Consider the following 25,633-nt stretch of genomic DNA (forward strand, 5'->3'; position numbering starts at 1 on the left):
TTCGTAACCGCCCGTAGCCTTCCGTGACCATCCCGCCCACCGATCGAGTGAAGCAGAACACCGCCAGCATTGGCACCAAGGCAGCGCCACCAGGCCATAGATCGGTTTCGAAGGTGGTGGCGGTCGATGAAACGGGGCCGAAAATGTCGCAGGGCTTCGCTACGGTGGGCGCCGACATAGAGGACAACGGGGAGGATCTCCATGAGGAATCGACGGCCGGTCATCGCAGGCCTGGCTCTGGTCGCCGCACTGGGCATGACCTCACTCGGTCTGGCCGGCTGCGGTCCCGAGAGCGCCACGTCCACCGGCAGCACAGGCAGCAGCGTCACGGGCAAGGAGGCAGCGGCCGAGCAGCTCACCCCCGAGCTCGACCTGGCCGCCGCCGCCAAGAAGCTCAGCACCGACACCATGAAGATCGACATGGACATGTCCGGCGCGATGAGCATGACCGGCGTGGCCGACGGCCGCACCGGCGACGCCGAGACGACGATCAACATGGGCGCGCTCAGCTCGGACTCCAAGATGGTCATGCGCAAGATCGGCAATGACATCTACATGAAGATCGACGGCAACCTCGGCAAGACCCTGGGCGCCGACAGCAGCAAGCCCTGGATGCACATCGACGCCACCAAACTCGGTGAGGGCAACAGCTTCAACTTCAACTCGAAGGAGGACCCGGCCGGCACCAAGGCTCTCCTCGACGCGGTCACCCAGGTCGAGCGGGTCGGCGACACCGGCTTCAAGGGCACCCTCGACCTGACCAAGTCCCCGCGCTACAGCAAGGGCATGGAAGCCCTCGGCGACAAGGCCACCAAGCTCCCCTTCACCGCGACGAAGGACACCGAGGGCCGCCTCACCGAGCTCACGGTCGACATGAGCAGCCTGGGTTCCGGCGCCGGCAAGATGACCACCAAGTACCACGACTTCGGCACCAAGGTCTCCGTCGAAGCCCCGTCCGCGGCCCAGGTCCAGGAAATGCCGAGCTCGCTCTCGGGCATCCTGAACGCCTGACCATTGTCCGACTCCCCTGCCGCATCCGAGGGGCAGGGGAGCGGGGCCACGGTCCGGGCGGGTGCGGGTGGGAGCGTTGGCGATGCTCTAGCCCTGGGCTGCTGGGCAGGGGAGTGGGGGCCACCGTCCCGGCGGGCGCTGGCGGCAGCCCTGACCATGCTCTAAGCCCGTGCCGCCAGGGTTGCGTCGGCCATGCGCCAGGCCTGTGCCGCCGGTGTCGCGCTCGGCCGAGCCAGGCTTGCGCCCCGGGCCATGCCAGGCCTATGGCACTGGGTCGCGCTGGGTCGCACTGGGTCGCACCAGGCTTGCGCTGGGTCGCGCTGGGTCGCACCAGGCTTGCGCTGGGTCGCACTGGGTCGCGCTGGGTCGCACCAGGCTTGCGCTGGGTCGCGCTGGGTCGCACCAGGCTTGCGCTGGGCAGCTCGAGCGCAAGGTGTGGTTGTTTCGGATCATTCTGCGTAGTGCATCCAAGCTGCTTTCCGGGGTGGTGCTTTTGCCATTTTGTGAGCGGGCGGCTACGGCGGGTGGGAATGAGTGTCCGATGTGGGCGCTGTTTGCGGATCGGCGGGATCGGGCATTCCTGGGGTGAACCGTTGCCATTCCGGCGGACGGCTGGCAGGGAAGGACCGACATGCGGACGCCACGACTGGCTGGGCTCGGGCTTGCTTCGATGGCCGCGGTTGCGTTTGCGGCGGGCGGTTGTTCCGCCGACGGCAGCACGACGCCCGGGGCAGGCGCTTCGGCGGGAGCCACCGCCTCGGCAGGGGTGCCCGGTGCGTCCGCGAGTGCCGGTGCCGCTGATCCCGCGGCTGCTGCTGCGCTCGCCGGGGCCACCGCGAAGCTCGGGACGAGCAGCTTCAAACTGACCATGACCTCCGGGTCGGGCTTCAAGGTCGACGGGCTGATCGACTCGCCCAACGGGGTCGGCACGGCCACGCTTACCGCTACCGGGCCCAACACGCAGATCGAGGTCAAGACGCTTCTGGTCGACCAGGATCTCTACGTGCAGGTGCCGGGCGTGACGAAGGCCGGCACGTGGACCCACCTCGACGTGTCGCGGCTGCCCGAGGGTGCCAACACCGGTCTTCGGCCCGGGCAGATCGACCCGGCCAACACCTCGCAGCTGCTGACCTCGACGACCGACGTGCGCCAGACCGGGTCAGGCAGCTACGCGGGCACGCTCGACCTGACCAAGGCCGCGGGCGTTGCCGGTGTCGACCAGAAGATGATCACCGCGTGGGGTAGTCAGGCCCAGAACGTTCCCTTCACCGCGGGCCTCGACGACCAGGGCCGCCTCTCGGCGCTGACGATCCAGCTCCCCGCCGTGAGCGGCCAGCAGGCTCAGCCCCTCGAGGTCCTCTACACCGATTACGGCACCAAGGTCGACGCCAAGCGCCCGGCCGCCACCGAGATCACCGAGGCCCCGGACAGCCTGTACTCGAGCCTGGGTAGCTGATCAGAGCTGGTAGCTCTGATCAGGGCTGGTAGCTGATCAGGGCGGATGGACAAGGCGCATCCACACCGATGTCGCCTGCATGACGAAGGGGTGAGGATCCCAGCGTTGCGATCCTCGCCCCTTCGTGCGTCCTCCTGCGAAATGACCCGCGGGCACGAGACCCGAGTGACCCTCGGGAACGAGACCCGAATGACCCTCGGGAACGAGACCCGAATGACCCTCGGGAACGAGACCGGGGGGTCGCGCTAACGTCTGGTGTGTGCCAGAGGGACATACGATTCATCGGCTTGCGGCTCGTCATCGGGAGTTGTTCGCCGGGCAGGTTGTGGATGTTGACAGTCCGCAGGGGCGGTTCGCCGATGGGGCCGGGTTGGTCAGCGGGCGGCGGCTGGAAGATACCGAGGCTTATGGGAAGCATTTGTTTCACCATTTTGCGGGTGAGTTGAGCCTGCATATCCACCTCGGACTTTATGGCAAGTTCGCCGACGGGGAACTGCCCGTTCCGGCGCCCGTGGGGCAGTTGCGGATGCGGATGAGCGGGGACGCGCATTGGCTGGAGTTGCGGGGGTCGACCGCTTGTGAGGTGCTTTCGCCGGTGGAGGTTGACGCTATTCGGGTGCGGTTGGGGCAGGATCCGCTTCGGGATGATGCTGATGCGCTCACGGCGTACCGAAAGGTGGGGTCGTCTTCCAAAGCCCTTTTTGCGCTGCTGCTCGACCAGACCGTCGTGGCGGGGTGCGGGCTGATCTATGCGAATGAGGTGTTGTTCCGGGCAGGGCTGGCGCCGGCCACGCCGGGGCGGGCGATCGGTGCGGCGCAGTGGGTGGAGATCTGGGATGACCTGCGGGCCCTGATGAAGGAGGGGGTTGTGCGGGGGCGGATCGACACCGTCCACACCGCACATACTCCGGAGGCGATGCGGCGGGCTCCGCGCATCGACCGGCACGGTGGTGAGGTTTATGTGTATCGGCGGCCGGGGCAGCCCTGCCTGGTTTGCGGGTCGCCGATTCTGCGGGGAGAGATGGCAGGCCGCAACCTTTACTGGTGTGCGACCTGCCAGAAAGATCGTTAGAGCGCGGGTGCCGAGGCCGACGGTGAGGCGGCCGGGGCCGAGGCGACCGGCGGGATTGTCGGCAGGCCGAGGGCGAAGCGTTCCTGGAGCCAGGGGACCAGGGTTTCGTAGGCCTTGATGGTGTCCGGCTGGTTGAAGTCGTGGGACAGGATGATCGAGCCGGGCTTCGTGTTCTCCTGGATGTTCTTGGTGACCTTGGCGATGTGCTGGGTGACCGATTCCTTGTCGGGATGGTCCCAGTCGCTCGGGTCGACCTGCCAGTAGAGCGAGACCATTCCATCCGTGTACGCCGTCTGGACGAGGGTGTCGCTGAAGTTGCCGCCCGGGGCCCGGAAGAACGGAATTTCCGCGCCGGGCACCGCGGCGCGGATGGCCTCGTTGGTGCGGAGCAGGTCCTTCTGGATGGCTTCCGGTTTCTGCTTGCCGATGGTCAGGCTGTGGTCCCAGGTGTGGTTGCACAGGGTGTGACCGGCGGCGACGATGTCGCGGACGATCTCGGGGTGCCGGGCGACCTGCGAGCCGACGAGGCAGAACGTGGCTTTGACCTGGTATTTGTCGAGCAGGGCGAGGATCTTCGGGGTCTGGACCGGGTCGGGGCCGTCGTCGAAGGTCAGCGCCACCGTGTTGGTGCCGGTGGTGCGCAGGGACTGGCCGGGGCCGGTGCCGGCCGGGACCAGGGTCGCCGGGGCGACGGTCGGCGGTGCGGAAGCGGCCTGCGCGGAAGGGGCAGCGGCCGCGGGGGTGGAGCCGGGGGGTGCCGACGGAGCTGGGGCCGCCGCCTCGGAGGTGGCGGGCTGAGCTGTGGCCGGTGCCGCACCTCGCGGCGCTGAGGACGACGTGGCCGGTTTCGGCTTGGCGGTCGTGGTGATGGCCTGGCCTGCGGTGATCGTGTCGACCTCGGTGCCCGTGTCGCGCTGCTGCATCGGGAAGACGATCAGCATGATGCCGACCGCGACCAGGGCGGCGAGCAGGGCCTGCTGCCGGTGCCGGCCGATGAGCAGCCAGGACTCGATGGGCAGCGTGCCGGGTGCGCGGTGGGAGCCGATGGCGGGCCCGGACCCGGAGCGCGTCACTGAAAGTGGGCGCACCGTGATGGCGCGTTCCTCGGCCGCTTTGTAGTGCCGGCCGCGGGGCGCGCGATTCTTAGGGCCGGTAGAAGAACGGCCGGTGGGAAGTTGGCCGGTGGAAAGGCGGGGCGTGCCGGTGGTGGACCGGGGCGTCAGGTCCAGGGACGTGCGGCGACCGCCCGCGACGCGTTGCGTCGGGGCGGGTCGCAGGGTGGTCGGGTCGGCTAGCGACTCCGGGCGGCGGTGGCGGCCGAGGGTGGTCTCACCCTCCAGGACTTCGACGTGGGGGAAGCCCCCGGTGCCACTGGTAAGGGCGCCGCTGACATGGGCGCGCGGGGCCGGAACGGCCGCGTGGCGCGGCGCGTTTCCGGTCGCCGTACGTTTGGGGGGTTGCGGCGGCATTCGTCATGGATACCGTGCCGCATGATCAAAGACGATACCGAATTCGTGACCTAGGGCTCACCTTTGGTAGTTATCCCTGGTCGGCGGCGAGTAGGGCGTCCGTCGCTTTCCGTGCTGCGATGAGAACCGGATCCCACACCGGGGCAAACGGGGGTGCGTAGCTCAGATCGAGGGCGGTCATTTCCTCGACCGTCATCTCGTTCCAGACCGCGATCGCGAGCGCATCGATCCGCTTCGCGGCCTCCTCGCGGCCGACGATCTGCGCGCCGAGCAGCCGCCCGGTACGCCGCTCCGCGATCATCTTGACCGTCATCGTCTCGGCACCCGGGTAGTACCCCGCCCGGCTGGTCGACTCCACCGTGGCCGTGACGTACTCGAAGCCGGCCCGGGTCGCCTCCTTCGAGCTGAGCCCGGTCCGCGCCACCTCCAGGTCGCACACCTTCGTGACCGCGGTGCCGATCACGCCGGGGAACGTGGCGTAACCGCCGCCGAGGTTGATGCCCGCGACCCGCCCCTGCTTGTTGGCGTGGGTGCCGAGCGGCGCGTGCATCGGCTGGCCGCTGATCCGGTGCGTCGTCTGCACGCAGTCCCCGGCTGCCCAGAGGCCCTCGACGTGGCCCTCCGGTCCGACCACGCGCATTCGCAGGTCGGTACGCAGACCGCCGGTCACGCCGACGGGGATGCCGGACTCGACGGCGCGGCTGGTGTTCGGGCGTACGCCCAGACCCAGCACCACGATGTCTGCCGGAACCGTGCCGTCCTCGGTGACCACCGCTCGTACCCGTCCGTGGGAAGTCTCGATCCCCTGCACGTGCGCGCCGGTGCGGACCGTGATCCCCAGACCGTCGATCGCCGCGCGGACACGCTCGCCCATGTCCAGGTCGACCGTGGACATCGGCTGCGACGACTTCTCCAGCAGCGTGACGTCGAGGCCGTGCTTGATCATCGCCTCGGCCATCTCGACGCCGATGTAGCCGCCACCGATCACGACCGCGCGCTGCGGTTTCGGATCACTCTCCAGCCAGGCCTTGATCGCAGTGCCGTCGTCGAGCGTCTGAACGCCGAACACGCCGCCACCGTCGACCCGTGCCCAGTCGGGGGTGACGGGGACGGCGCCGGCGGCGTACAGGAGCTCGTCGAAGCCCTCCCGGATCTCGCCCCCGCCTTCCAGGTCCCGGGCGACCACCTCGCGCCGGTCCAGGTCGATGGCCACGACCTCATGCCGCATCCGTACGCGCACCCCGGCCTTCTCGAACTCAGCCGGCGTCCGCGCGACCAGCGCGTCGCGATCCGGCACCACCCCGCTGATCCAGTAGGGGATCCCGCACGCGGAGTACGACGTGAAGTTCCCCCGCTCGAACGCCACGATCTCGAGCTTGTCCGGGGTCCTGCGCCTGCGGGCCTGCGAGGCGGCGGACATCCCCGCGGCGTCCGCGCCGATCACGACGAGTTTCACCGCGGGGCCGCGCCGGCGGTGGTCCGGGCGAGCCAGTCGACGACATCCGCGACCGTGCCCTGCTGGGACAGGATCGCGCGCTGCCGGGCGGCGCCGGTGCCGTGCGAGCGCAGCCGGCCCATCAGGATCGTCGCCATCTCCAGGTCGCCGTGGCGGTCGAGCTCGGGGCGCACGTAGTCGAAGAGCTGGCGCACGAGTCGCCACGCCGGCCTCGGTTCGCGGGTCGCCATGTCGATGTTGAGGCCCTCCAGGCCGTCCTTCGCCGCCCGCCAGTGCGCCGCGACGAGCAACGGGTGCGGCACGTCGGGCGCCGGCTTTCCGTCGAGTACGTCGTTCAGCAGCGTCGACACCAGCGCCCGTGCGAGGGCCGCGAGGAGCAGCGTGTCGTCGAGGGAGGGGCAGACGTCGCCCATGCGGATCTCGACGGTGGGGTAGCGGGCGGCGAGGCGTGCGTACCAATAGAGCATGCCCTCGTCGAGCATCGCACCGCTCGCCTCGAGATCGGCGACCAGCGTCTCGTAGTGCTCGAACGACTGCAGGTAGGGCGCCGGTCCGACGGTGGGCCAGCGCTCCCACATCACCGACCGCCAGCTCGAGTAGCCGGTGTCGTGGCCGCCGGCGAGCGGGGAGTTCGCGGTCGCTGCCTGGAAGATCGGCAGCCAGGGACGCAGATGGTTGAGGATCTGCACGCCGGTCTCGGAGTCCGGGATGCTGACGTGGACGTGCATGCCGCAGAGCCCGGCGCCGGGGGCGAGGTCGCCGAAGCGTTCGCGCATCCGGTGGTAGCGGGGGTTGTCGACCACACGCGTGTTCGGCCCGATGGCCGGGGCAGCACCGACCGCGACGAGCCGGGCTCCAGCTGCCGCCGCGGCGGCAGCGATGCCGGCGCGCTGCCGCTGCAACGCGTTGTAGAGCCCGCTCAGCTCCAGCTGTGGCGGGCTCGCGGTCTCGATCTGACTGCGCTGGAACTCGTGCTGCACCGACTCGCGCAGGTCATCGGGGACGAGGTCGAACACCTCCTCGACGGCCTCGACCGCTCGGGGTTCCACCGCGTCGACGAGCAGGTATTCCTCCTCGACACCGAGGGTCAGCAGACCCTGTGACTCGGCCTCGCCCCGCATCTCCTCGGAGATGGTCGTCGCACCTGCTGAACTCTCCGAAGTCGCCATGCGCCGCAACGTACCCCCCGGTGTTCTGCGGAAAACGAGTGTTGCTCCTCAGGCGTACCGTTCATCGCATGGTGCTGCTGGGGTTCTGGGCGTTTGTCGCTCTGCAGAGCCCCGCCGCGTCGTCGCCCCATCTTTTGATGGGCCTGGCCGCGGTGGCCGTCGCCCTGCTGGTGGCCCTGGCCGTCGCGGGAATGACGGCGCCCCGGCCGCTTCTCGTGCGGCGGGCCCGGGCCGTCGGCGCCGAGATCCAGCACCTGCCCCGGTCCCTCGACCCGGACGCCGCCGGTCGGCCCCGTCCTCGAGCCCCGTCCCCGTCTCCGGTAATCGCGCTGTCATAAGCCCGTTCTCCGGACCGTAGGGATGACCCCACCGTGTTTGATGCTGTCCTGACTCCTGCGCTGGCCATCGTCGTTCTCACCATGGCCGTACGCCTCCTGATCAGCCCGCTCTCCTATTTGCAGGCGCGTGCCGCCAAGCGCAGCGCCGCCCTCGCCCCCGAGCTCGCCGCACTGCGCGAGAAGCACCGCGACAACCCGATGACCCTGGCCACCGAGAGCCTCGCCCTGCAGCGCGCGAACGGGATCAGCCCGTGGGCGGCGCTGCTGCCGGCCCTGGCGCAGGCGCCGTTCTTCATGCTGATGTACCACCAGGTGCAGTCCGTGTCCGGAACGCTCTTCGGCGTGCCACTCACCGCACACCTGCTCGCGGGCCTGCCGATCTTCCTCGTGCTGCTGGCCCTTGCCGGGTTCCTGGCGTGGTGGTCCTCGAAGCGGATGCCGCAGGGCCTCCTGCGCTGGATGCCGTATCTCAGTATCGCGGCGATCGCCTGGCTGCCGCTCGCCGTGGGCCTTTACCTGGTCACCTCGACGGCGTGGACAGCGCTGGAGCAATTGATCCTGCGCCGCTGAAATCTGCACTTGCAGGGTTGATTGACATCAATACAAAACGGCGGCGAAACTTTTCTGAGAGCGCTCTTGAGACCCTCAGGAGTCCTCATGAGAACCGTGCTCGTCGCCGCAGTCCTCGTCGCCTCTGCCGCCGTCTCCGTCCAGGCCTCCCTCCCCACGCCGCCCTCGGGGTGGACGCAGGTCTGGGCGGACGACTTCACCGGACGGCTCCGGCAATTTGCGGATCACGCCGGTGCGCAGCAGTTCCGGGCAGTGGACGTCGGGGCGGGTCGAGACGCAGCGCTCCAATTTCAGGCCCGCGGCCGGTGGGGTGCTGCGCATCGAGAGCCGGATCCAGATGCCGAATGTGACGGGGTCCCAGGCGATCGGTTACTGGCCCGCGGGATCAATTCCGTCTAGGGCGTGCTGCACTGCGCCGTCAACCCCGGTGGTCCCTGCAACGAGACCACCGGAATTGTCGCCAGCCGCGCCTGCCCCGGCTCGAGCTGCCAATCCGCCTTCCACACGCACGCGATCGAGTGGGACCGCAGCGCCGTCTATTCCAAAGGTGGCGGCGGTGGGAGCAGTGGTTCGCGGGATGCTTTTGGCGCGATCCAGGCCGAGTCCTACGACGCCGCGTCGGCCGTACTGACGGAAACCTGCTCCGAGGGTGGCCAGGACGTAGGCAACCTCGCCAATGGCGATTGGCTGCAGTTCAACAACGTCGATTTTGGTACGGGCGGAGCGCTCGACTTCGTCACCCGTGCGGCATCGGGCGCGACCGGAGCCGTCAGCGGCCTCGTCGAGGTGCGCATCGACAGCCGGAGCAACGCCCCGATCGGTTCCTTCGCGATCGCGGGCACCGGTGGCTGGCAGTCGTGGCAGTCGGTCGCGGCCAACGTCTCCGCGGTGTCGGGGACACACACTGTGTTCCTGACGTTCACGAGCGGTCAGGCCGCCGACTTCGTGAACATCAATCTGGTTCCAGTTCCGCCGCTGAAGCCACTTGGCGGGCCACCTGGCGGGCCACCTGGCGGGCCACCTTAAAGAAATTTAACTTTACAGATGCCTTTACAGCGTCTGTTAACACTCCTAATAATTGGGCCACCCCCACTCATCCCCGTGGAAGGCCCATCCCCATGCGCCGATCCGTAGTTCTGACGGCCGCCGCGGTTCTCGCGGCGGCCGGTTCGACTATCTATGTGGCGGCCTCGGCGAGCGCCGCCGTCGCGTGTTCCACCGCGTGGAGCAGCACCGCCGTCTACACGGGTGGCATGGCCGCCGCCCAGAACAGCCACAACTACACCGCCAAGTGGTGGACCCAGAACGAGAGCCCGGCCACGCACAGCGGCCAGTGGGACGTCTGGACCGACAACGGCGCATGCGAAGGCGGCGGCACGACCCCGCCGACAACCGCACCGCCCACGACGACGCCCCCCACGACAACACCTCCGACCACCACGCCGCCCACGACGACCCCGCCGACCACTACGCCGCCCTCTTCGGGGACGCTGCCCAAGCACTTCGTCACGGGCTACTGGCAGAACTTCGACAACCCGGCGAACGAGATCAAGCTGGCCGCGGTGCCCAGCACGTACGACCTCGTCGCGGTGGCGTTCGCGGATGCGACCACCACGGCGGGTGCGGTCACATTCAGCATCGACCCGGGCCTGTCGTCGAGCGTCGGCGGCTACACGAACGAGCAGTTCAAGGCGGACGTGGCCACGCTGCACTCGCGCGGCAAGAAGGTCATCATCTCGGTCGGCGGGGAGAAGGGCTCGGTGGCGGTCGGTGACGCGACGGCCGCGACGAACTTCGCCAACTCGGTCTGGTCGCTGATGCAGACGTACGGCTTCGACGGCGTCGACATCGACCTGGAGAACGGGCTCAACCCGACGTACATGGGTCAGGCGCTACGCAGCCTGCGCACCAAGGCCGGCGCGAACCTGATCATCACGATGGCGCCGCAGACGATCGACATGCAGAACCCGGCGGGCTCGTACTTCAAGCTCGCGCTGGACATCAAGGACATCCTCACGGTCGTCCACACCCAGTTCTACAACTCCGGCGCGATGCTCGGCTGCGACAACAACGCGGCGTACGGCCAGGGCTCGGTCAACTTCATCGTCGCGCTGGCCTGCATCCAGCTGGAGAGCGGCCTGCGCCCCGACCAGGTGGCGATCGGCCTCCCCGCCACCACCAGCGCGGCGGGCGGCGGCTACGTCTCGCCGGCCGTGGTCAACCAGGCGCTCGACTGTCTGGCACTCGGCACCAACTGCGGCACGTTCAAGCCCCCGCACACCTATCCCGGCCTGCGCGGCGCGATGACCTGGTCGATCAACTGGGACGTCACCGCCGGCAACGGCTGGGCCAACGCAGTCTCCCCCCACGTCCACGCCCTTCCCTGAGCCGGAGCCATCCCCATGAAACTGAAGCGGAAACTCCTCGTCGGAATAGCCGTCGCCACGACGGCAGCCGCCACCGCGATCATCCCCATGACCGCCTCCAACGCCGCCGTCGCCTGCGTCACGGCGTGGAGTTCCAGCGCGGTCTACACCGGTGGCCAGACCGCGTCGCAGAACGCCCACAACTACACGGCGAAGTGGTGGACCCAGAACGAGAGCCCGGCCACGCACAGCGGCCAGTGGGACGTCTGGACCGACAACGGCGCCTGCGGTGGCGGCACCACCCCGCCGACCACGGCACCGCCCACGACCACGCCTCCCACGACCACGCCGCCGTCGAGCGGCACCAAGATGGCGGCCGCGCCGTACATCTATCCTGGCTGGGGTAACCCGCCGGCGCCGTCGACCGTCATGAACGCCACCGGGATCCGCGCGTTCACTATGGCGTTCGTGCTGGCCAACGGGTGTAACCCGGTCTGGGACGGCGAGGGTGGCCTGACCGGCGGCGTGCACGCCAGCACCATCGCCGCGATCAAGGCCGCGGGCGGCAGCGTGGTGCCCTCGATCGGCGGCTGGAGCGGTAACAAGCTCGGCCCGAACTGCGCCACCCCGGAGCTGCTCGCCGGTGCGTACCAGAAGGTGATCGACGCCTTCGGCCTGCAGGCGATCGACATCGACATCGAGAACTCCGACGAGTTCGAGAACGCCGTCGTGCAGGACCGCATCCTCGGCGCCCTCAAGATCGTCAAGCAGAAGAACCCGACCGTGAAGACGATCCTCACCTTCGGTACGTCGCCTACCGGCCCGAACTACTACGGCATCCGCCTGATCACGCAGGCCAAGGCGCTCGGCGCGAACATCGACATCTTCGCGCAGATGCCGTTCGACTTCGGCGGCACCGACATGTACGCCGCCACGGTCGGCGCCTCGGAGGGTCTGAAGAGCCAGCTCAAGACGACCTTCGGCTACACCGACGCGCAGGCGTACTCGCACATGGGCATCTCCGGCATGAACGGCCTCTCCGACCAGCAGGAGCTGACCACCACGGACACCTGGACCCGGATCCGGGACTACGCGAAGACCAACAACTTCGCGCGCTTCACCTTCTGGTCGGTCAACCGGGACCGTGGCTGCGCCGGCGGCGGCGTGGTCTCCGACTGCTCCGGCATCGCCCAGTCCGACTGGGAGTTCACCCGCATCAGCGCCGGTTTCTAAACGGGCTGTCCCTACCCGCGGCGGAAACAGATTGTAAAAACGGAACTTTGCTCGCAAGGGGTGACGTGCGGTCGTGGATCTCTACAGATCCGCGGCCGCGCGCCTGCGTTTGCGGACCTTCTTGGTCACCCAGCTGCCGATCGCGATGATGAAGAACGCCCAGATCGCGTAGTCGAACCAGTGGCTGTACTTCTCGACGTCCTGCCAGCGGGAGCCGAGGGCATACCCGGCGCCGACGAACAACGTGTTCCAGACGGCGCTGCCGATCGTGGTGAAGAGCGTGAAGAGCCCGAGGTTCATGTGGTTGGCCCCGGCCGGGATCGACACCAGGCTGCGGACCACGGGAGCCATCCGCCCGAAGAGCACCGCTGACTTCTCGTGCTTCTCGAACCAGCGGTCCGCGGTGTTGAGGTCGTCCGCGTCGACCAGCGGGATCCGGTCGAGCCAGCGGCGCAGCCGTTCCTCGCCGAGAGCGTGGCCCAGCCAGTAGAGCGCGAGCGCGCCGACCACCGACCCGGCTGTCGCGGCGATCGTGACGAGGACCAGGTCGACCCGGCCCTCGCTGGCCAGGAAGCCGGCCATGGAGAGCACGATCTCGCTGGGGATCGGCGGGATCAGATTTTCCAGCGCCACGAGCAGGCCGACACCCAGCGCCCCGAGCGACTCGATCACGGACGCGACCCAGCCGGTCAGACCGCTGAGCCGGCTCAGATCGGTTTCGGCCGCCAGGGGGTACGGCTCACTCATCGGCACTCCTTGCTCAGTGGAGGGGCTGGTCGAGGGGTTCAGGTCTGGTACCCGATCACCAGAGTACGAACCATCTCGCGTATATACCCATGACCGGTATATGCTCGCCGCATGACCGCTCTGGAGACCCGCTACCGGCGGCTGCTCGCGATCTACCCCGCCGGGCACCGCCACGAGTACGGCGACGAGATGGTCGGCGTTCTCATGTCCGGCGCCCGTCCCGGACAGCGCCGGCCGAGCCTGCCCGACATCGCCGACGTGCTCCGCAACGGCCTGATCGTCCGGCTGCTCGGCGCGCCCTCGGCCGGCCCGGACCTGGGCCGTCGTGATGCCGCCGTCGTCGCTGCCCTGTTCGGCTCGTTCGTGCTGGCGGTCGTCCCGCTGCGCCGGATCGCCTGGCCGATGTCCTGGCTCGCCTCCGCGGACGAGCACAGCTTCCCGGGCGCCTACATGGTGGTCCAATCGACCGACCTGCTGCTGCGCTCGCTCGGGTGGATCCTCGTCGCTGCGGCGCTGACCCTCGGCTGGCGCTGGATCGCCGTCGCTCTGGCCGTGCTCGCCGGCCTCCTGGAGATATCGGTGCTCGCGTTCGCCGACGGTGGCACGCCACGCTGGCTCGCGTCCGGCTGGCTGCTGGTGGCCGTTCCGGCGCTGGTGGGGCTGCTGGCGTACGCAACCCGTGGTCGACGCCCGGCCCGGATCCTCGGCCGCCGCGGTGTCACCCGGCTGTCCACCGGAGTGTTCCTGGCGGGGATGTCCGGGGGCGTGTCCTACCTCGTGGCGCTTGACGGCGTACGGTCCGCAGTATCTGTGCCTTTGTTTCTCGCGGGGGTTTTCCTCACCGGCAGCGCCCTGTGGCGGGCCGACGCGGAGGTTCGCCCGGCCCTCGGCGTCATGCTGGCCGGCCTCGCGGCGATCGCGGCCGGGCAGCCGCTCCTGGAGGACGCGGTCGACATGTCGGCACGCAGCACGGTCACCAGCGGTGTCGCCGGATCGGCCGCGTTCTACCTGCTGGCCCTGCCCGCCGTGATCACCGCGCTGGCCACGCTCCCGCTGATCTGGCCAGGTAGAAGGACGCTGGCACGCAGCCGGTAAGTTTCGGGGACGATGGAAGAGACATTGAGCCCGCGGGGCCGCACGATCCGGGTCGTGGTGACCGCGCTCGGGGCGTTGCTGCTGCTGATCGGCACCCTGTGGGGTCAGGACGACGATTTCCCGTTCGGCCCGTTCCGGATGTATTCGACCGCGCCCGACCCGAACGCGGACGCCCCGGACACCCGGCTGGAGGGCGTCGACACCACCGGGCGCACGATCGAGCTGAACGAGTCCAACAGCGGGTTGCGCCGGGCCGAGATCGAGGGCCAGCAGCAGGAGTACGTCGACGACCCGAGCCGGTTGCAGCAGGTGGCGATCGCGTACGCGGACAAGAGCCCCGATGCCCCGCCGCTGGCCACCGTCGAGATCGTCGTCCACTGGGTGGGCATCGAGCATGCCCGGCCGACCGGTGAGTCGCACGACGAGGTCGTCGCGCACTGGACGGTGACCCGATGAACCGCATCGCGGCCTGGCTGACCGAGGCGGTGCCGCGCGGGCGGATCGCGGCGTTCCGGACGCTGGTCTATCTCTTCGTCGCCGGTGACCTGGTCATCTTCACGCCGTGGGTGCGCAACCACGCCAGCACCCCGGGCGACCTCTACCAGCCGCTGCTCGTGGGCCGGCTGCTGCACCTGCCGACCCCGACACCTCTGCTCGTACACACCATCTTCTGGGTGTTGATCGTGCTGGCGCTCGCCGCCGCGACCGGGCGTGCTCCGCGCCTGCTCGGCTGGACCGTCTTCGCGCTCTACTTCGAGTGGATGGTCATCGCGATGAGCTACGGCAAGGTCGACCACGACCGGGTCGGGCTGCTGGTCGCGCTCGCGGCACTGCCCACTGCCGGTCGGGCGAGACACGGCGATCCCACGCGTACGCAGGCCGGCGGCTGGGCGTTGCGGGTCACCCAGATAGCGGCCATCTGCACGTACTTCCTGGCCGCCTGGGCCAAGGTCCGCTTCGGTGGCCTCGACTGGGTGACGAGCTCGGTGCTGGCCCGCGCGATCATCCGCCGCGGCACCGACCTCGCCGACCTCATCGCCGGCGTCCCGTACCTGCTGATTCTCGCCCAGATCGGGATCATGGTCTTCGAGCTGAGCAGCCCGGCGATCTTCTTCCTCACACCCCGCCGGCGCAACTGGATGGTCGCGTTCTTCTACTCGTTCCACGTGGCCACGTTCGCCACCATCACGATCTCGTTCGCGCCGCACCTGGCGGCCCTCGCGAGCTTCCTGTCGCTGGAGAAGATCCGCCCTGTGGCATGGACCAGGGGTTTCCTGAACCGCCGTCGCGGTCATGTAAGGGGGCATGAGCGACCGGTGGTATGAGAAGGCCGTCATTTATTGCCTCGACCTCGACACGTACGCGGATTCCAACGGTGACGGTGTCGGTGACATCCGTGGGCTGATCGGACGGCTGGACTACCTGGCCCGCCTGGGGATCACCTGCCTCTGGCTCAATCCGATCCACCCGACGCCGAACCGCGACGACGGGTACGACGTCGCAGACTTCTACAACGTCGACCCGCGCCTGGGTAACCTCGGCGACTTCGCGGAGTTGCTGCACCAGGCCGGTAACCGGGGCATCAAGGTCATCATCGACCTCGTGGTGAACCACACGTCGGACCAGCACCCGTGGTTCCAGTCGGCGCGGTCGTCGCCCGAATCCGCGTACCACGACTGGTATGTCTGGTCCGAGAGCCAGCCGTCCGACCGCCACCAGGGCATGGTCTTCCCGGGTGAGCAGAACGAGACCTGGAGCTACGACCGCACCGCCAAGAAGTGGTTCTACCACCGCTTCTACAAGTTCCAGCCGGACCTGAACATCAACAACCCGCAGGTCCGCGAGGAGATCAAGAAGATCTGCGCGTTCTGGCTGCAGCTGGGCGTCGCCGGGTTCCGGATGGACGCCGTGCCGTTCATCATCGAGGAGACCCAGCCGGGCAACCCCAACCCGCCCAAGGACCTGGACTTTCTGACCGATCTGCGCCAGCACGTGCAGTGGCGCAAGGCCGACGCGGTGCTGCTCGCCGAGGCCAATGTGGAGCCCGACCAGCTCAAGCACTTCTTCGGTGACGACGGCGGTTCGGCCAACCGGATCCACATGCTGTTCGACTTCATGCTCAACGGCCGGCTGATGCTCGCGCTGGCCCGTCGGCACCCCGAGGTCATCATCGACGCGCTGCAGGACACCCCGAAGCTGCCGTCCGGTGCCCAGTGGGCGACGTTCCTGCGCAACCACGACGAGGTGGACCTCTCCCGGCTCACCGTCGAGCAGCGCGACGAGGTCTTCGAGCAGTTCGGTCCCGACGAGAGCATGCAGCTGTACGGCCGGGGCATCCGGCGCCGGCTCGCCCCGATGCTGGGTGGTGAGCGCAGGCGGATCGAGCTCGCTTACGCGCTGCAGTTCAGCCTGCGGGGCACGCCGGTCATCCGCTACGGCGAGGAGATCGGGATGGGTGACGACCTCACCCAGGAGGGCCGCAATGCCATCCGTACGCCGATGCAGTGGTCGTCGCTGCCCAACGGCGGTTTCTCGACGTCCGACACCCTCGTGCGCCCGGTCGTGTCGGACCCCGAGTACGGCTACGAGAAGATCAACGTCACGCTCCAGCGTCACGATCCGCAGTCGCTGCTGTCCTGGTTCGAGCGCATGATCCGTACGCTCCGCGAGGCCCCCGAGGTCGGCAGCGGCACCTGCAAGAACGTCGACGTGCCGGTGCCCTCGGGCGTGCTGGTGCACCGGGCGGACGCCGAGACCGGGACCATGGTCTTCATCCACAACCTCGGGGAGTCCGAGGGAGTGGTCGACCTGAGCAGCCTGGAGCCCGAGGCGGAGTTCCCCAACGACGTGCTCGCCGACCAGAAATACCCCGATCTGGGCAAGCTCGACGCCCTGCCGATCGGCGGGTACGGATACCGCTGGATCCGGCTCAAGCGCCACCCCTGAGATGTTGCACTGCTAGTGAAATAAATCGCTCGCGGCACTGTTAACCGACCGGTAACACCTGGGTTAGAGTCGGCCGACCGATCAATTTGATCTGCGGGAGGCCACGAACATGACCCAGCCGAGTCGGGTAGCGATCGTCACCGGTGCCGCACGGGGGATCGGGGAGGCGACCGCCCGCAAGCTCGCAGCAGACGGGCTTGCCGTGGCGGTCGTCGACCTCGACGAGGGTGCCTGCGCCAACACGGTCACCGAGATCCACGACGCCGGTGGCACCGCCCTGGCCGTCGGCGCCGACGTGTCCGATCCGGCCCAGGTCACCGCCGCCGTCGAGAAGGTCGTCGCCGAGCTCGGCGCGCCCACGGTGCTGGTCAACAACGCCGGCGTGCTCCGCGACAACCTGCTCTTCAAGATGAGCGACGACGACTGGGAAACCGTGATCGCGGTCCACCTGCGCGGCGCGTTCCTGTTCAGCCGGGCCGTGCAGAAACACATGGTCGACGCCGGGTGGGGCCGCATCGTCAGCCTCTCCAGCACGTCCGCGCTCGGCAACCGGGGCCAGGCCAACTACGCCGCGGCCAAGGCCGGTCTGCAGGGCTTCACGAAGACCCTCGCCATCGAGCTCGGCCGTTACGGCGTCACCGCCAACGCGGTCGCGCCCGGCTTCATCGTGACCGATATGACCGCCGCGACGGCCGCCCGCGTCGGTGTCGATTTCGCCGACTTCCAGAAGGCCGCGATCGCTCAGATCCCGGTCGCGCGGGCCGGGCGCCCCGAAGACGTCGCGAACACCGTATCCTTCCTGGTCAGTGAAGGCGCCGGGTTCGTGTCGGGCCAGGTCATCTATGTGGCAGGTGGCCCGCGCGCCTGACGGGGGTGTTGATCCGGGTCGCTACAAAGGAATGGGCGACCCGGACCACGAAAGGGTGGAGAAGCCGACTGTGAACCGACGGATGACCTCGCGAAGCGTGTCGCTGACCAGCACTTTTCTGCTGCTCGCCGCGGGTGGCGCGGCGGCGTGCGACAACGGCAACAAGTATCACGACGAGGGCTTCTACTGCGCGGACGCGAACGGCGTGATCGTCGACGAGGACTACTGCGACGACAACTATCACGGCAGCGGTGGCGGCGGCGGATTCTTCATCTGGCACTCGTCCGGATACCGGTCCGGCTATCCGATCGGTTCCCGGCTGCCGTCGGGCGGCTCCAAGTTCGCCTACAACGACGCGGCCGCCCGGCGCTCCTTCGGCCTGCCGTCCACCGGCAAGGTCGGCAACGGCACGGTGAAGACCAGCGTCGTCGGCAAGGGCGGCAGCGGCACCACCAGCAAGTCGGGAAGCTGACCCGTGCGCCGCATCCCGTACGGCCCGGTCCGCGACGGCTGGAAACTCACCAATTACAGCCTCGGCCTCACCTACAACGACACCGAGCTGCCCGACGGCACGATGATGTCGTACTGGCAGGAAGGTCCGTACTACGACTTCAGCCAGCCCGAGATCGAGGAGCTGGAGACGGCGACCACCGTCCTCTACCAGATGTGCCTCGACGCGGGTGACTGGATGGTCCAGCAGTGCCCCCGGCACACCGCCCAGGGCCGCCGCGACGGCTACTTCACCTCCGTGTGCACCCCGGAGAGCTGCTTCCTCACCAAGATCGGCATCCCCGAGTACGCGCACGAGCAGATCATCCGTACCTGGTTCGACGGTGACGCCGAAACGTGGACCCACCAGGACAAGGACCCCGACGGCCGGCTCCCGATGCAGACCCCGGACTTCTCCCCGACGGTCTACGGCCGCTTCGACCTCTGGTACAACGGCGCCGGCACCGTCCCCCGCCTGCTCGAATACAACGCACAGACCCCCACCTCCCTGGTCGAGGCCGCGGTCGTCCAATGGCACTGGGCCGACCAGACCAACCTCACCCAGCACCCGTGGCGCCAGTGGAATTCGATCCACGACCGCCTGGTCGGCTGGGAGGCTGAGGACGGCGAGCCCGCCAACCCGGGAGCCTGGCGGCGCAACATCGCCAAACTCCGCGAAGCCCGCCCGTGGCTCCCCGAAAAGCCCAAACTCTTCTTCGCGTACGAGACCAGCGAACCCACCGGCGAAGACCGCATGAACGTCGCCTACCTCATGGCCACAGCCGAAGAAGCGGGCTACCCCGTGGAACTCATCGCCATGAGCCAGATCGGCTGGGACGTCGCCGGCGACCGCGTCCTCTTCGTCCCCGGCCCCGGCCAGGAGAACAAATCCGAGCCGATCGACGTCGTCTTCATGCTCTACCCCTGGGAATGGTTCTGGAACGAAGAGGGCGGCAAAGGCTTCTTCCGCAACATGGCCGACCCCACCAAACGCGGCACGGTCTGGATCGAGCCCCCGTACAAAGCCGCCCTCCTGGGCAACAAGGCGCTGCTCCCGGTCCTGTGGAAGCTCTTCGGCAAGGACCCCGAGCGGAGCAAATACCTGCTTCCCGCCTACTTCGCCGAGTCAACCGCGGCGGCCAAGCTCACGTCGTACGCGAAAAAGCCGGTCTGGGGTCGCGAAGGCGGCTCGGTCACCCTGGTCAAAGACGGCGTCACCATCTCGGAGAACCCCTCCGAGTACGGCGCCGACGGCCGCTACGTCGTCCAGGAGCTGCTGGAGCTCCCGTCCTTCGAAGGACTCGAGGGCATCGTGCACCCGGTCATCGGCTCCTGGCTCATCGACGGCGAGCCGGCCGGCATGGGCATCCGCGAAGGCCTCGGCACCGACGGTCTGGTCACCAAGGACGCCTGCAACTTCCTTCCGCACATCATCACCTGATGGTCTGCGGCGCTACAGCTGCTGAAGACTTTCACTGACGCTGTCGTCATCAGGCGTGGAGGGCGTAGTCGCGGCGGTGGCGGGGGAGGATGCGGTCGTGGCGGCGGGCGTGGCGGGTCAGGGCGGCCGTGGCGGCGAGGCAGATCAGGACCGTGATGAGGGAGCCTTCGATGCCGAAGGTGCCGCCGGAGATGGCTGACGGGCCGGTGAGGTGGGCTTCGAGCAGGCCCTTGACGTCGAGGCCGGAGACGGGGATGCCGAAGATGCCGCTTTCGGTGAAGTTCCAGGCGGCGTGGAGGCCGATGGCGAGCCAGAGGCGGCGGGTGGCGACGTAGGCCAGGCCGAGGAGGGCGCCGGCTTCGATGCCGATGGCCAGGACGCCGGTGAGGGTGGCGCCGTCGTTGAGCAGGTGCAGGGCGCCGAAGATCGCGGAGCTGACGGCGACCGTCCACCAGGTGCCGAGGCGGGATTCGATGAGGCGGAAGATGATGCCCCGGATCAGGAGTTCCTCGAAGACGGCTGCGGCGATCGCGCTGCCCAGGGCGGTGAACAATGCGCCGATGCTGCCGAACGCGTCGACGTGGTACATGCCGAAGATGGCGATGAACGTGACCGTGAGGGCGCAGAGCCCGAAGCCGATGCCGAAGCCGGTGGCCGCCTCGCGGGGGGCGTCCGGGAACGACAGCTCGGCCGGGCGGCGCAGGATGAAGTAGTAGGCCGCGAGCATGGCCGTCGCGGCGACGAGGCCGAGGATCAGGCCCGGGTCGCCGAAGACGAGTTTGAGGACGATCAGGGTCACGGCCGCCAGGAGGGTTCTCATGGCGTTGACGCTATTGATCGGACGGGGTCCTTCTCATCGCCCGCGGGAGGACGATCGGGGGTAGCTCTGCCGGGGGATGGTCACCCATCGGCAGAGACAAGACCCGTCCGGTACGCGAGGACGACAGCCTGCACGCGGTCGCGAAGGTTCAGCTTTGTCAGGATCCGGGAGACGTACGTCTTGACCGTCTCCGCGCTGATCACGAGCGTGGCGGCGATCTCCGCGTTGGACTGGCCCGCGGCGATGAGCTTGAGGACCTCCAGTTCGCGCGGGGTGAGACCGGTCAGCGCCGAGCCCTCGTCACGGCGTACCCGTGCCGCGAAGCGCCCGACCAGCTGGCGCGTCACCGCGGGATCGAGCAACGCCTCGCCGCCTGCGATTGTCCGGACCGCGCCGATCAGTTCGGGGGGACGGGCGTCCTTGAGCAGGAAGCCGCTGGCGCCGGCACGCAACGCCTCGTAGACGTACGAGTCGACGTTGAACGTGGTCACCACCAGCACCTTCATCGGGTTGTCGACGCCGGGGCCGGCCAGTTGGCGGGTCGCCTCGATGCCGTCGAGACCGGGCATCTGGATGTCCATCACCACGACGTCGGGTTGCAGGCGCAGCGCCGTGGCGACCGAGGACGGGCCGTCCGACGCCTCCCCGACGACCTCCATGTCGGGCTGGGCACCGAGGATCGCCACGAAACCGGAGCGGATCAGTGCCTGGTCGTCGCAGACCACGACGCGGATCATCGGCGGGGGCCTTTCGCGGGGATGCGGGCGTACAGGCGGAAGCCACCGGCGGGACGACCGCCCGAGCTGACCGTGCCGCCGAAGACCGAGACCCGTTCTTTCAGGCCGTCGAGGCCGTGGCCGCCGCTGTGCTGGACCGGCGGGCCGTCGGTGAGGACCTCGATCTCGGTGGCGGAGGTGCCGTAGCGGACATTTACCTTGGTGGGCTGGCCCTGTGCGTGCTTCATGGCGTTGGTCAGGCCTTCCTGGACCACCCGGTAGGCCGCGAGTTCCGCGCCGGCGGCGAGCAGCTCGGGTGAGCCCTCTTCGCGCAGCGTCACGGGCTGCCCGGTGCCCACGGCCCGCTCGACCAACTCGCCGATCTTCAGATCCGGGCCCGCGTGCAGGACGTCCAGCAGGTGCCGCAGCTCTTTCAGCGCGAGCCGGCCGGTGTCGCTGATCACGGAGAGGTCGGCATTGGGTACGTACTGCGCGGCATCGGCCTGCACGACCATCGCGGTCACGTGGTGGGTGACGACGTCGTGCAGCTCACGGGCGATCCGGGCTCGTTCCGCCTCCGCGTCGACGGCGCGGCGGCGGCGCACCCAGGCACCGGCTCCCCAGCACGCGGCGAGCACCACGAAGAACGTCACATATTCGAGGGCGGTTTCCTGCGATCCTCGTACGCGCAGCACCGCCACGAACGGCAGATATGCCACCGCCGCGCCGATCTGCCAGCGCCGGCCCAGCACGGTGCCCGCGGTATAGAGCGCCGGGAGCAGTCCCCAGCTCGCGGCCAGTGGGGTGTAGCCGATCGAGTCGTACAGCGCGAACGCGACACCGACCACGCCGAGCACGGTCGCGGGATAACGGCGGCGCAGCACGAGCGGCAGGCACTGGGCCGCGGCCAGCACGACGGCGAGGGCGTCGATGCTGTGGTGCGGCAGTTCGCCGAGCGTCATCCCGGCGGCGGAGACGCCCGGGATGAAGGAGACGGCACCGAGAGCGACGGCCAGCAGGCCGTCCTGAACTAGGGGCGAGGGCGGTTTCGCCACAGCCACCACAGCCCGATGAAGGGCAGCACCAGGGGCACGTAGCCGTATCCGCTGCCGTAGTGCGACCAGACGGTGTCGTCGGGGAACGCGACCGCGTCGGCGATGCTCAGCGTGCCCACCACCAGCACGCCCAGCAGCTCGATCGAGCAGCTGACGAGCGCGAGGATCCGGCCGCGCTCGCCGCCGATAGCGAGCCCCACGGTGGCGGCGATGTAGACGAGCCCGGCGAAGCCCGACAGCAGGTACGCCAGCGGCGCCTCGGAGAAGTGCGAGCTGATCTGCACCAGCGCCCGGGCGCTCGCGGAGAGCGCGAAGATGCCGTAGACCAGTAGCAGGACCCGGCCGAGACCGGTGCCGATGGCCGCGTCCCGGGGCCTTGCCGGGGTGGGGGTCGGGTTTTCAGCCACTGGTCACCTCCGCGATCTGCTGCAGGCGCAGCACGAGAACCGGCAGCGTCAACGCCGCGACGGCGAGGATGAGCAGTCCCCAGCGGGTCGGCTCGAGCCGGGCCAGGTAGACCCCGACCGGGGCGAACGCGATGGTGGTGATCAGGTAGCCGACGAAGGTCGTCCAGTCGGCGGGCCGGTCGGGGCCGAACAGCCCGACGATCGCCACCACGACGAGGACGACGACCAGCAGGCCGAGACCGAGCATCGACCAGAGATCGGTGTTGCTCGGTGCCTTGTTCAGCGCGCACCGGATCACATACCAGACGCCCAGCACCAGGGCCACGACGATCGTCGCGAGCGAGAGGGGGCCGTTCATCACGGGCACAGCGTACTGATCTGCGGGGCGTGTTAGTTTTCGGCCGGGTGATCCAAGCGCGTGGAAGGCGGCACGGCCATGAGGTTCGGACTTTTCGGTACGGGGCCCTGGGCCCACATGGCGCACGCCCCCGCACTGGCGGCCCACCCCGATGTCGAGTTCGTGGGCGTGTGGGGACGTAACCCGGAGAAGGCCGCGGCGCTCGCCGAGCAGTTCTCCGCCAAGCCGTATTCGGACATCGACGCGCTGATCGCCGACGTGGACGCCATCGCGGTCGCCCTGCCGCCCGACGTGCAGGCGGACATCGCCCTGCGTGCCGCCCGCGCGGGCAAGCACCTGCTGCTCGACAAGCCGATTGCGTTCACCGCCGAGGCCGCCGACGAGATCGTCGCCGCCGCGGCCGCCGGCGACGCGAAAGGTGTGGTGTTCTTCACCCGTCGGTTCATGCCGCAGATCCAGGAGTTCCTCGCCGCGGTCCAGGCCACCGGCGGCTGGCTCGAGGCCCGCGTCGACCACCTCGGCTCGATCTACGGCGAGGGCAACCCGTTCGGCGAGTCAGCGTGGCGCAAGCAGAGCGGCGGCCTCTGGGACGTCGGCCCGCACGCGGTCGCGCTGGTCCTGCCGGTGCTCGGCCCGGTCGAGCAGGTGACCGCGCTCGCCGGCAACCGGGACATGACCCACGTGCTGCTGCGCCACGCCGGCGGCACGATCACCACGCTGACCCTGTCGGTCGACGCCCCTCCCAAGCTCGAGCGGGAGGACGCCGCGTTCTACGGCGAGTCCGGCGTGGCCCCCGTGCCGCCGGTGCCGTGGGAGCCGGTCGAGGCGTTCGGCCGGGCGGTCGACTCACTGATCAGCGCGGCCGGTGGCGGCGAGGCCTCGCCGCTCGACCTCGGCTTCGGCGCCCAGGTCGTCAGGATCCTGACCGCCGCCGCCGAGTCGATCACCACGGGCCGCACGATCACCCTGTGATCTGACACCTCCACGTTGTCGCAGCCTCACCGTCGTAACCACCGAGCGTCGTGCCGTCGGCGGCTACGGCGGTGACAGCGGCGTGATCACCGGACGGCACGGCGACCAGGTCGTCGCCGGCCAGCAGCGTCAGGGCGCCGGTCTCCGGGTCGAGGCCGGCGATCCAGTTCCGTGAGTTGATCGCGGTGGGCTCGCGCACGGCGTCCGGGAGCCGCTCCGCGTCGGAGAGCACAAACGCCCGGATGCCGACCTCCTTCCCGGCCACGTTCACGTTCCCGGCGATCATCTGGCCGTTGGTCACACCCGCGTGCAGGATCAGGTTCTTCTCACCGTCGAGGTTGATCTCGTTGGTGTATCCCGCGCTCGGCCCCCACCGGTAGTACGCCCCGCGGACCAGGCCGAGGACGACGCCCTCGTCGGAGACCCAGACGGCCTGCCCGGATTCGCCGTTGCGCGTCGGGAGGTCACGGACGGCCGCCCCGGTGGAGTCCCAGATCACCGGTACGACTTTGTTGTTCCGCTCCCGAGCGCCGACGATGGTGCCGTTGTCGCTCACGGCATTGGCCAGGGCGGCGGTGGGGGAGGCGAGCTTGGTGAACGTGCCGGCGGAGTACGCCCAGCCCGCACCGACCGCCAGCCCGGAGGCATTGACCGCGGTGAACCGGCTCGGGCCGTCGGCCTCGGCGACCACTTCCAGGGCGCCGTCGTGCCAGAGCGCCGCGCGGCCGTCGATCTCGCCGGCCAGGTAGCGCCCGGACCGGTCACCGGCCACGACGAACGACTTCTTGCTACCGGCCGGCACCGGCAGCTTCACCCCGGGCGCGCAGCCCTGCGCCTGGGAGACCGGGGTGCTGTGAGTGGTGGGCCGCGCCCAGACGGCGGCGCTGACCGGAACCGCGGCTACCAGCACCGCGGCCACCGCTCCGGCGGCTAGGCGGCGCCGTCGCACGCGGCGGCGTCCCTCGGACACGGCACGCCCGATGTCGACGCGGGAGTGCTCCGAGGGCGAAGAGGCGAGGCGCTGCAGCAGTCGGATGTCGTGGTCGCTCATCGGGCCTCCCCGTAGGTGAAGGTGCCGGCGTACTGGTCGCCGAGGATGCGCCGCAGCGCCGTGAGTCCGTGCGCGGTCTGGCTCTTCACCGTGCCCTGGCTGCAGCCCATGATCTCGGCCACCTCGGCGACCGGCCGGTCGTCCAGGAACCGCAGCACCAGCACCGCCTGCTGCCGCGGGGGCACCTTGGCCAGCGCCGCGCGGAGCACCTCGCGATCCTCGACCGCGGCCCCGGCCGGCGCCGCACGCTCCGGCGAGGTGCCCAGCAACACCTTCCACCAGCCCCGGCGGCGGTCGTCCAGGAAGGTCCGCACCAGGATCGTGTGGACATAGTTGTCGATATTCTCGGCTTTGCGGACCTGTGACCAGCGTACGAAGATCTTGGTTATCGTCTCCTGTACCAGGTCGTCGGCCTGGTGATCATTCCCGCAGAGCAGGTACGCCAGCCGCCGCAACGCGGGTATCCGCCCGCTCACGTAAGCGACGTACCCCGCTTCCGATCCGTCCGCCATCAAGCACTCCCGTCGG

Annotated in this window: 26 protein-coding genes and 1 pseudogene; 16 read left to right on the forward strand and 11 right to left on the reverse strand. The window is 68.9% G+C overall.

What is annotated here, in order from left to right; translation table 11 throughout:
• Positions 1-201: 201 nt before the first annotated feature.
• The 3 genes from Ahu01nite_RS29070 to Ahu01nite_RS29080 all read left to right on the forward strand — a co-directional run bounded on the left by Ahu01nite_RS29070 (position 202) and on the right by Ahu01nite_RS29080 (position 3,539).
• Complete coding sequence (locus Ahu01nite_RS29070; protein ID WP_203839847.1) at positions 202-1,011, forward strand: hypothetical protein; 810 nt, start codon at positions 202-204, stop codon at positions 1,009-1,011.
• A 631-nt stretch (positions 1,012-1,642) separates the two neighbouring features.
• Positions 1,643-2,467: a hypothetical protein gene (locus tag Ahu01nite_RS29075; protein ID WP_203839848.1), complete on the forward strand. Its 825-nt coding sequence runs from the start codon at positions 1,643-1,645 to the stop codon at positions 2,465-2,467.
• A gap of 259 nt (positions 2,468-2,726) precedes the next feature.
• A complete protein-coding gene (locus Ahu01nite_RS29080; RefSeq protein WP_203839849.1) occupies positions 2,727-3,539 on the forward strand; it encodes an Fpg/Nei family DNA glycosylase in 813 nt (270 codons plus the stop codon).
• Here the strand turns inward: Ahu01nite_RS29080 and Ahu01nite_RS50675 are convergent.
• From Ahu01nite_RS50675 to Ahu01nite_RS29095, 3 genes are all read right to left on the reverse strand, one after another.
• A complete protein-coding gene (locus Ahu01nite_RS50675; RefSeq protein ID WP_239159228.1) occupies positions 3,536-5,008 on the reverse strand; it encodes a polysaccharide deacetylase family protein in 1,473 nt (490 codons plus the stop codon). The genes Ahu01nite_RS29080 and Ahu01nite_RS50675 overlap by 4 nt on opposite strands.
• A gap of 70 nt (positions 5,009-5,078) precedes the next feature.
• On the reverse strand, positions 5,079-6,464 hold the full coding sequence (locus tag Ahu01nite_RS29090; protein ID WP_203839850.1) for an FAD-dependent oxidoreductase: 1,386 nt from the start codon (positions 6,462-6,464) through the stop codon (positions 5,079-5,081).
• Positions 6,461-7,633, reverse strand: a complete 1,173-nt coding sequence (locus Ahu01nite_RS29095) for a carboxylate-amine ligase (RefSeq protein WP_203839851.1) — start codon at positions 7,631-7,633, stop codon at positions 6,461-6,463. Before Ahu01nite_RS29095 ends, Ahu01nite_RS29090 begins: the two co-directional genes overlap by 4 nt.
• Positions 7,634-7,701: 68 nt before the next feature.
• Here Ahu01nite_RS29095 and Ahu01nite_RS29100 point away from each other — a divergent pair, with 68 nt between their 5' ends.
• The 5 genes and pseudogenes from Ahu01nite_RS29100 (at position 7,702) to Ahu01nite_RS29120 (ending at position 12,140) form a co-directional block, all read left to right on the forward strand.
• A complete protein-coding gene (locus tag Ahu01nite_RS29100) occupies positions 7,702-7,971 on the forward strand; it encodes a DUF6412 domain-containing protein (RefSeq protein ID WP_203839852.1) in 270 nt (89 codons plus the stop codon).
• Positions 7,972-8,004: 33 nt separating this feature from the next.
• Entirely contained in the window at positions 8,005-8,541 is a 537-nt protein-coding gene (yidC, locus tag Ahu01nite_RS29105) for a membrane protein insertase YidC (protein ID WP_239159229.1), read from the forward strand.
• A gap of 87 nt (positions 8,542-8,628) precedes the next feature.
• A pseudogene (locus Ahu01nite_RS29110) lies at positions 8,629-9,520 on the forward strand (carbohydrate-binding protein).
• A 139-nt stretch (positions 9,521-9,659) separates the two neighbouring features.
• Entirely contained in the window at positions 9,660-10,928 is a 1,269-nt protein-coding gene (locus Ahu01nite_RS29115; RefSeq protein WP_203839853.1) for a chitinase, read from the forward strand.
• Positions 10,929-10,943: 15 nt separating this feature from the next.
• Positions 10,944-12,140, forward strand: a complete 1,197-nt coding sequence (locus Ahu01nite_RS29120) for a glycosyl hydrolase family 18 protein (RefSeq protein WP_203839854.1) — start codon at positions 10,944-10,946, stop codon at positions 12,138-12,140.
• Between the two features lie 81 nt (positions 12,141-12,221).
• Here the strand turns inward: Ahu01nite_RS29120 and Ahu01nite_RS29125 are convergent, their stop codons facing one another.
• Positions 12,222-12,887, reverse strand: coding sequence for a DedA family protein (locus Ahu01nite_RS29125; RefSeq protein ID WP_203839855.1), 666 nt, complete (start codon positions 12,885-12,887; stop codon positions 12,222-12,224).
• 111 nt (positions 12,888-12,998) lie between these two features.
• On the opposite strand from Ahu01nite_RS29125, the gene Ahu01nite_RS29130 reads away from it, so the two are divergent.
• The 7 genes from Ahu01nite_RS29130 (at position 12,999) to Ahu01nite_RS29160 (ending at position 19,726) form a co-directional block, all read left to right on the forward strand.
• A complete protein-coding gene (locus Ahu01nite_RS29130) occupies positions 12,999-13,982 on the forward strand; it encodes a hypothetical protein (RefSeq protein WP_203839856.1) in 984 nt (327 codons plus the stop codon).
• A gap of 12 nt (positions 13,983-13,994) precedes the next feature.
• A complete protein-coding gene (locus Ahu01nite_RS29135) occupies positions 13,995-14,438 on the forward strand; it encodes a hypothetical protein (RefSeq protein WP_203839857.1) in 444 nt (147 codons plus the stop codon).
• Positions 14,435-15,307 (forward strand): HTTM domain-containing protein, encoded by an 873-nt coding sequence (locus Ahu01nite_RS29140; protein ID WP_203839858.1) that lies wholly within the window; start codon positions 14,435-14,437, stop codon positions 15,305-15,307. The genes Ahu01nite_RS29135 and Ahu01nite_RS29140 overlap by 4 nt, the downstream gene beginning before the upstream one ends.
• Positions 15,288-16,928 (forward strand): alpha-amylase family protein, encoded by a 1,641-nt coding sequence (locus Ahu01nite_RS29145; RefSeq protein WP_203839859.1) that lies wholly within the window; start codon positions 15,288-15,290, stop codon positions 16,926-16,928. The genes Ahu01nite_RS29140 and Ahu01nite_RS29145 overlap by 20 nt, the downstream gene beginning before the upstream one ends.
• Before the next feature lie 109 nt (positions 16,929-17,037).
• Positions 17,038-17,796: a 3-oxoacyl-ACP reductase FabG gene (fabG, locus tag Ahu01nite_RS29150; protein ID WP_203839860.1), complete on the forward strand. Its 759-nt coding sequence runs from the start codon at positions 17,038-17,040 to the stop codon at positions 17,794-17,796.
• An 82-nt stretch (positions 17,797-17,878) separates the two neighbouring features.
• Positions 17,879-18,268, forward strand: coding sequence for a hypothetical protein (locus Ahu01nite_RS29155; protein ID WP_203839861.1), 390 nt, complete (start codon positions 17,879-17,881; stop codon positions 18,266-18,268).
• Positions 18,269-18,271: 3 nt separating this feature from the next.
• On the forward strand, positions 18,272-19,726 hold the full coding sequence (locus Ahu01nite_RS29160) for a glutathionylspermidine synthase family protein (protein WP_203839862.1): 1,455 nt from the start codon (positions 18,272-18,274) through the stop codon (positions 19,724-19,726).
• Between the two features lie 49 nt (positions 19,727-19,775).
• On the opposite strand, the gene Ahu01nite_RS29165 is transcribed toward Ahu01nite_RS29160, so the two are convergent.
• The 5 genes from Ahu01nite_RS29165 to Ahu01nite_RS29185 all read right to left on the reverse strand — a co-directional run bounded on the left by Ahu01nite_RS29165 (position 19,776) and on the right by Ahu01nite_RS29185 (position 23,082).
• Positions 19,776-20,546, reverse strand: a complete 771-nt coding sequence (locus Ahu01nite_RS29165; RefSeq protein ID WP_203839863.1) for a CPBP family intramembrane glutamic endopeptidase — start codon at positions 20,544-20,546, stop codon at positions 19,776-19,778.
• Positions 20,547-20,626: 80 nt separating this feature from the next.
• A complete protein-coding gene (locus tag Ahu01nite_RS29170; protein WP_203839864.1) occupies positions 20,627-21,283 on the reverse strand; it encodes a response regulator in 657 nt (218 codons plus the stop codon).
• Complete coding sequence (locus tag Ahu01nite_RS29175) at positions 21,280-22,317, reverse strand: sensor histidine kinase (RefSeq protein WP_239159230.1); 1,038 nt, start codon at positions 22,315-22,317, stop codon at positions 21,280-21,282. Before Ahu01nite_RS29175 ends, Ahu01nite_RS29170 begins: the two co-directional genes overlap by 4 nt.
• Positions 22,293-22,724 carry a hypothetical protein gene (locus Ahu01nite_RS29180; RefSeq protein WP_203839865.1) on the reverse strand — a complete coding sequence of 144 codons (432 nt, stop codon included), beginning with the start codon at positions 22,722-22,724 and terminating at the stop codon, positions 22,293-22,295. Before Ahu01nite_RS29180 ends, Ahu01nite_RS29175 begins: the two co-directional genes overlap by 25 nt.
• A complete protein-coding gene (locus tag Ahu01nite_RS29185; protein WP_203839998.1) occupies positions 22,717-23,082 on the reverse strand; it encodes a hypothetical protein in 366 nt (121 codons plus the stop codon). The genes Ahu01nite_RS29180 and Ahu01nite_RS29185 overlap by 8 nt, the downstream gene beginning before the upstream one ends.
• Positions 23,083-23,160: 78 nt before the next feature.
• Between Ahu01nite_RS29185 and Ahu01nite_RS29190 the strand changes: the two genes are divergently transcribed.
• Positions 23,161-24,054 carry a Gfo/Idh/MocA family protein gene (locus tag Ahu01nite_RS29190; RefSeq protein WP_203839866.1) on the forward strand — a complete coding sequence of 298 codons (894 nt, stop codon included), beginning with the start codon at positions 23,161-23,163 and terminating at the stop codon, positions 24,052-24,054.
• Here the strand turns inward: Ahu01nite_RS29190 and Ahu01nite_RS29195 are convergent.
• Positions 24,044-25,105 carry a hypothetical protein gene (locus Ahu01nite_RS29195; protein WP_203839867.1) on the reverse strand — a complete coding sequence of 354 codons (1,062 nt, stop codon included), beginning with the start codon at positions 25,103-25,105 and terminating at the stop codon, positions 24,044-24,046. The genes Ahu01nite_RS29190 and Ahu01nite_RS29195 overlap by 11 nt on opposite strands.
• Complete coding sequence (locus Ahu01nite_RS29200) at positions 25,102-25,617, reverse strand: SigE family RNA polymerase sigma factor (protein ID WP_203839868.1); 516 nt, start codon at positions 25,615-25,617, stop codon at positions 25,102-25,104. Before Ahu01nite_RS29200 ends, Ahu01nite_RS29195 begins: the two co-directional genes overlap by 4 nt.
• Positions 25,618-25,633: the final 16 nt, after the last annotated feature.

The sequence above is a fragment of the Winogradskya humida genome (assembly GCF_016862215.1).
Taxonomy (GTDB): Bacteria; Actinomycetota; Actinomycetes; order Mycobacteriales; family Micromonosporaceae; genus Actinoplanes; species Actinoplanes humidus.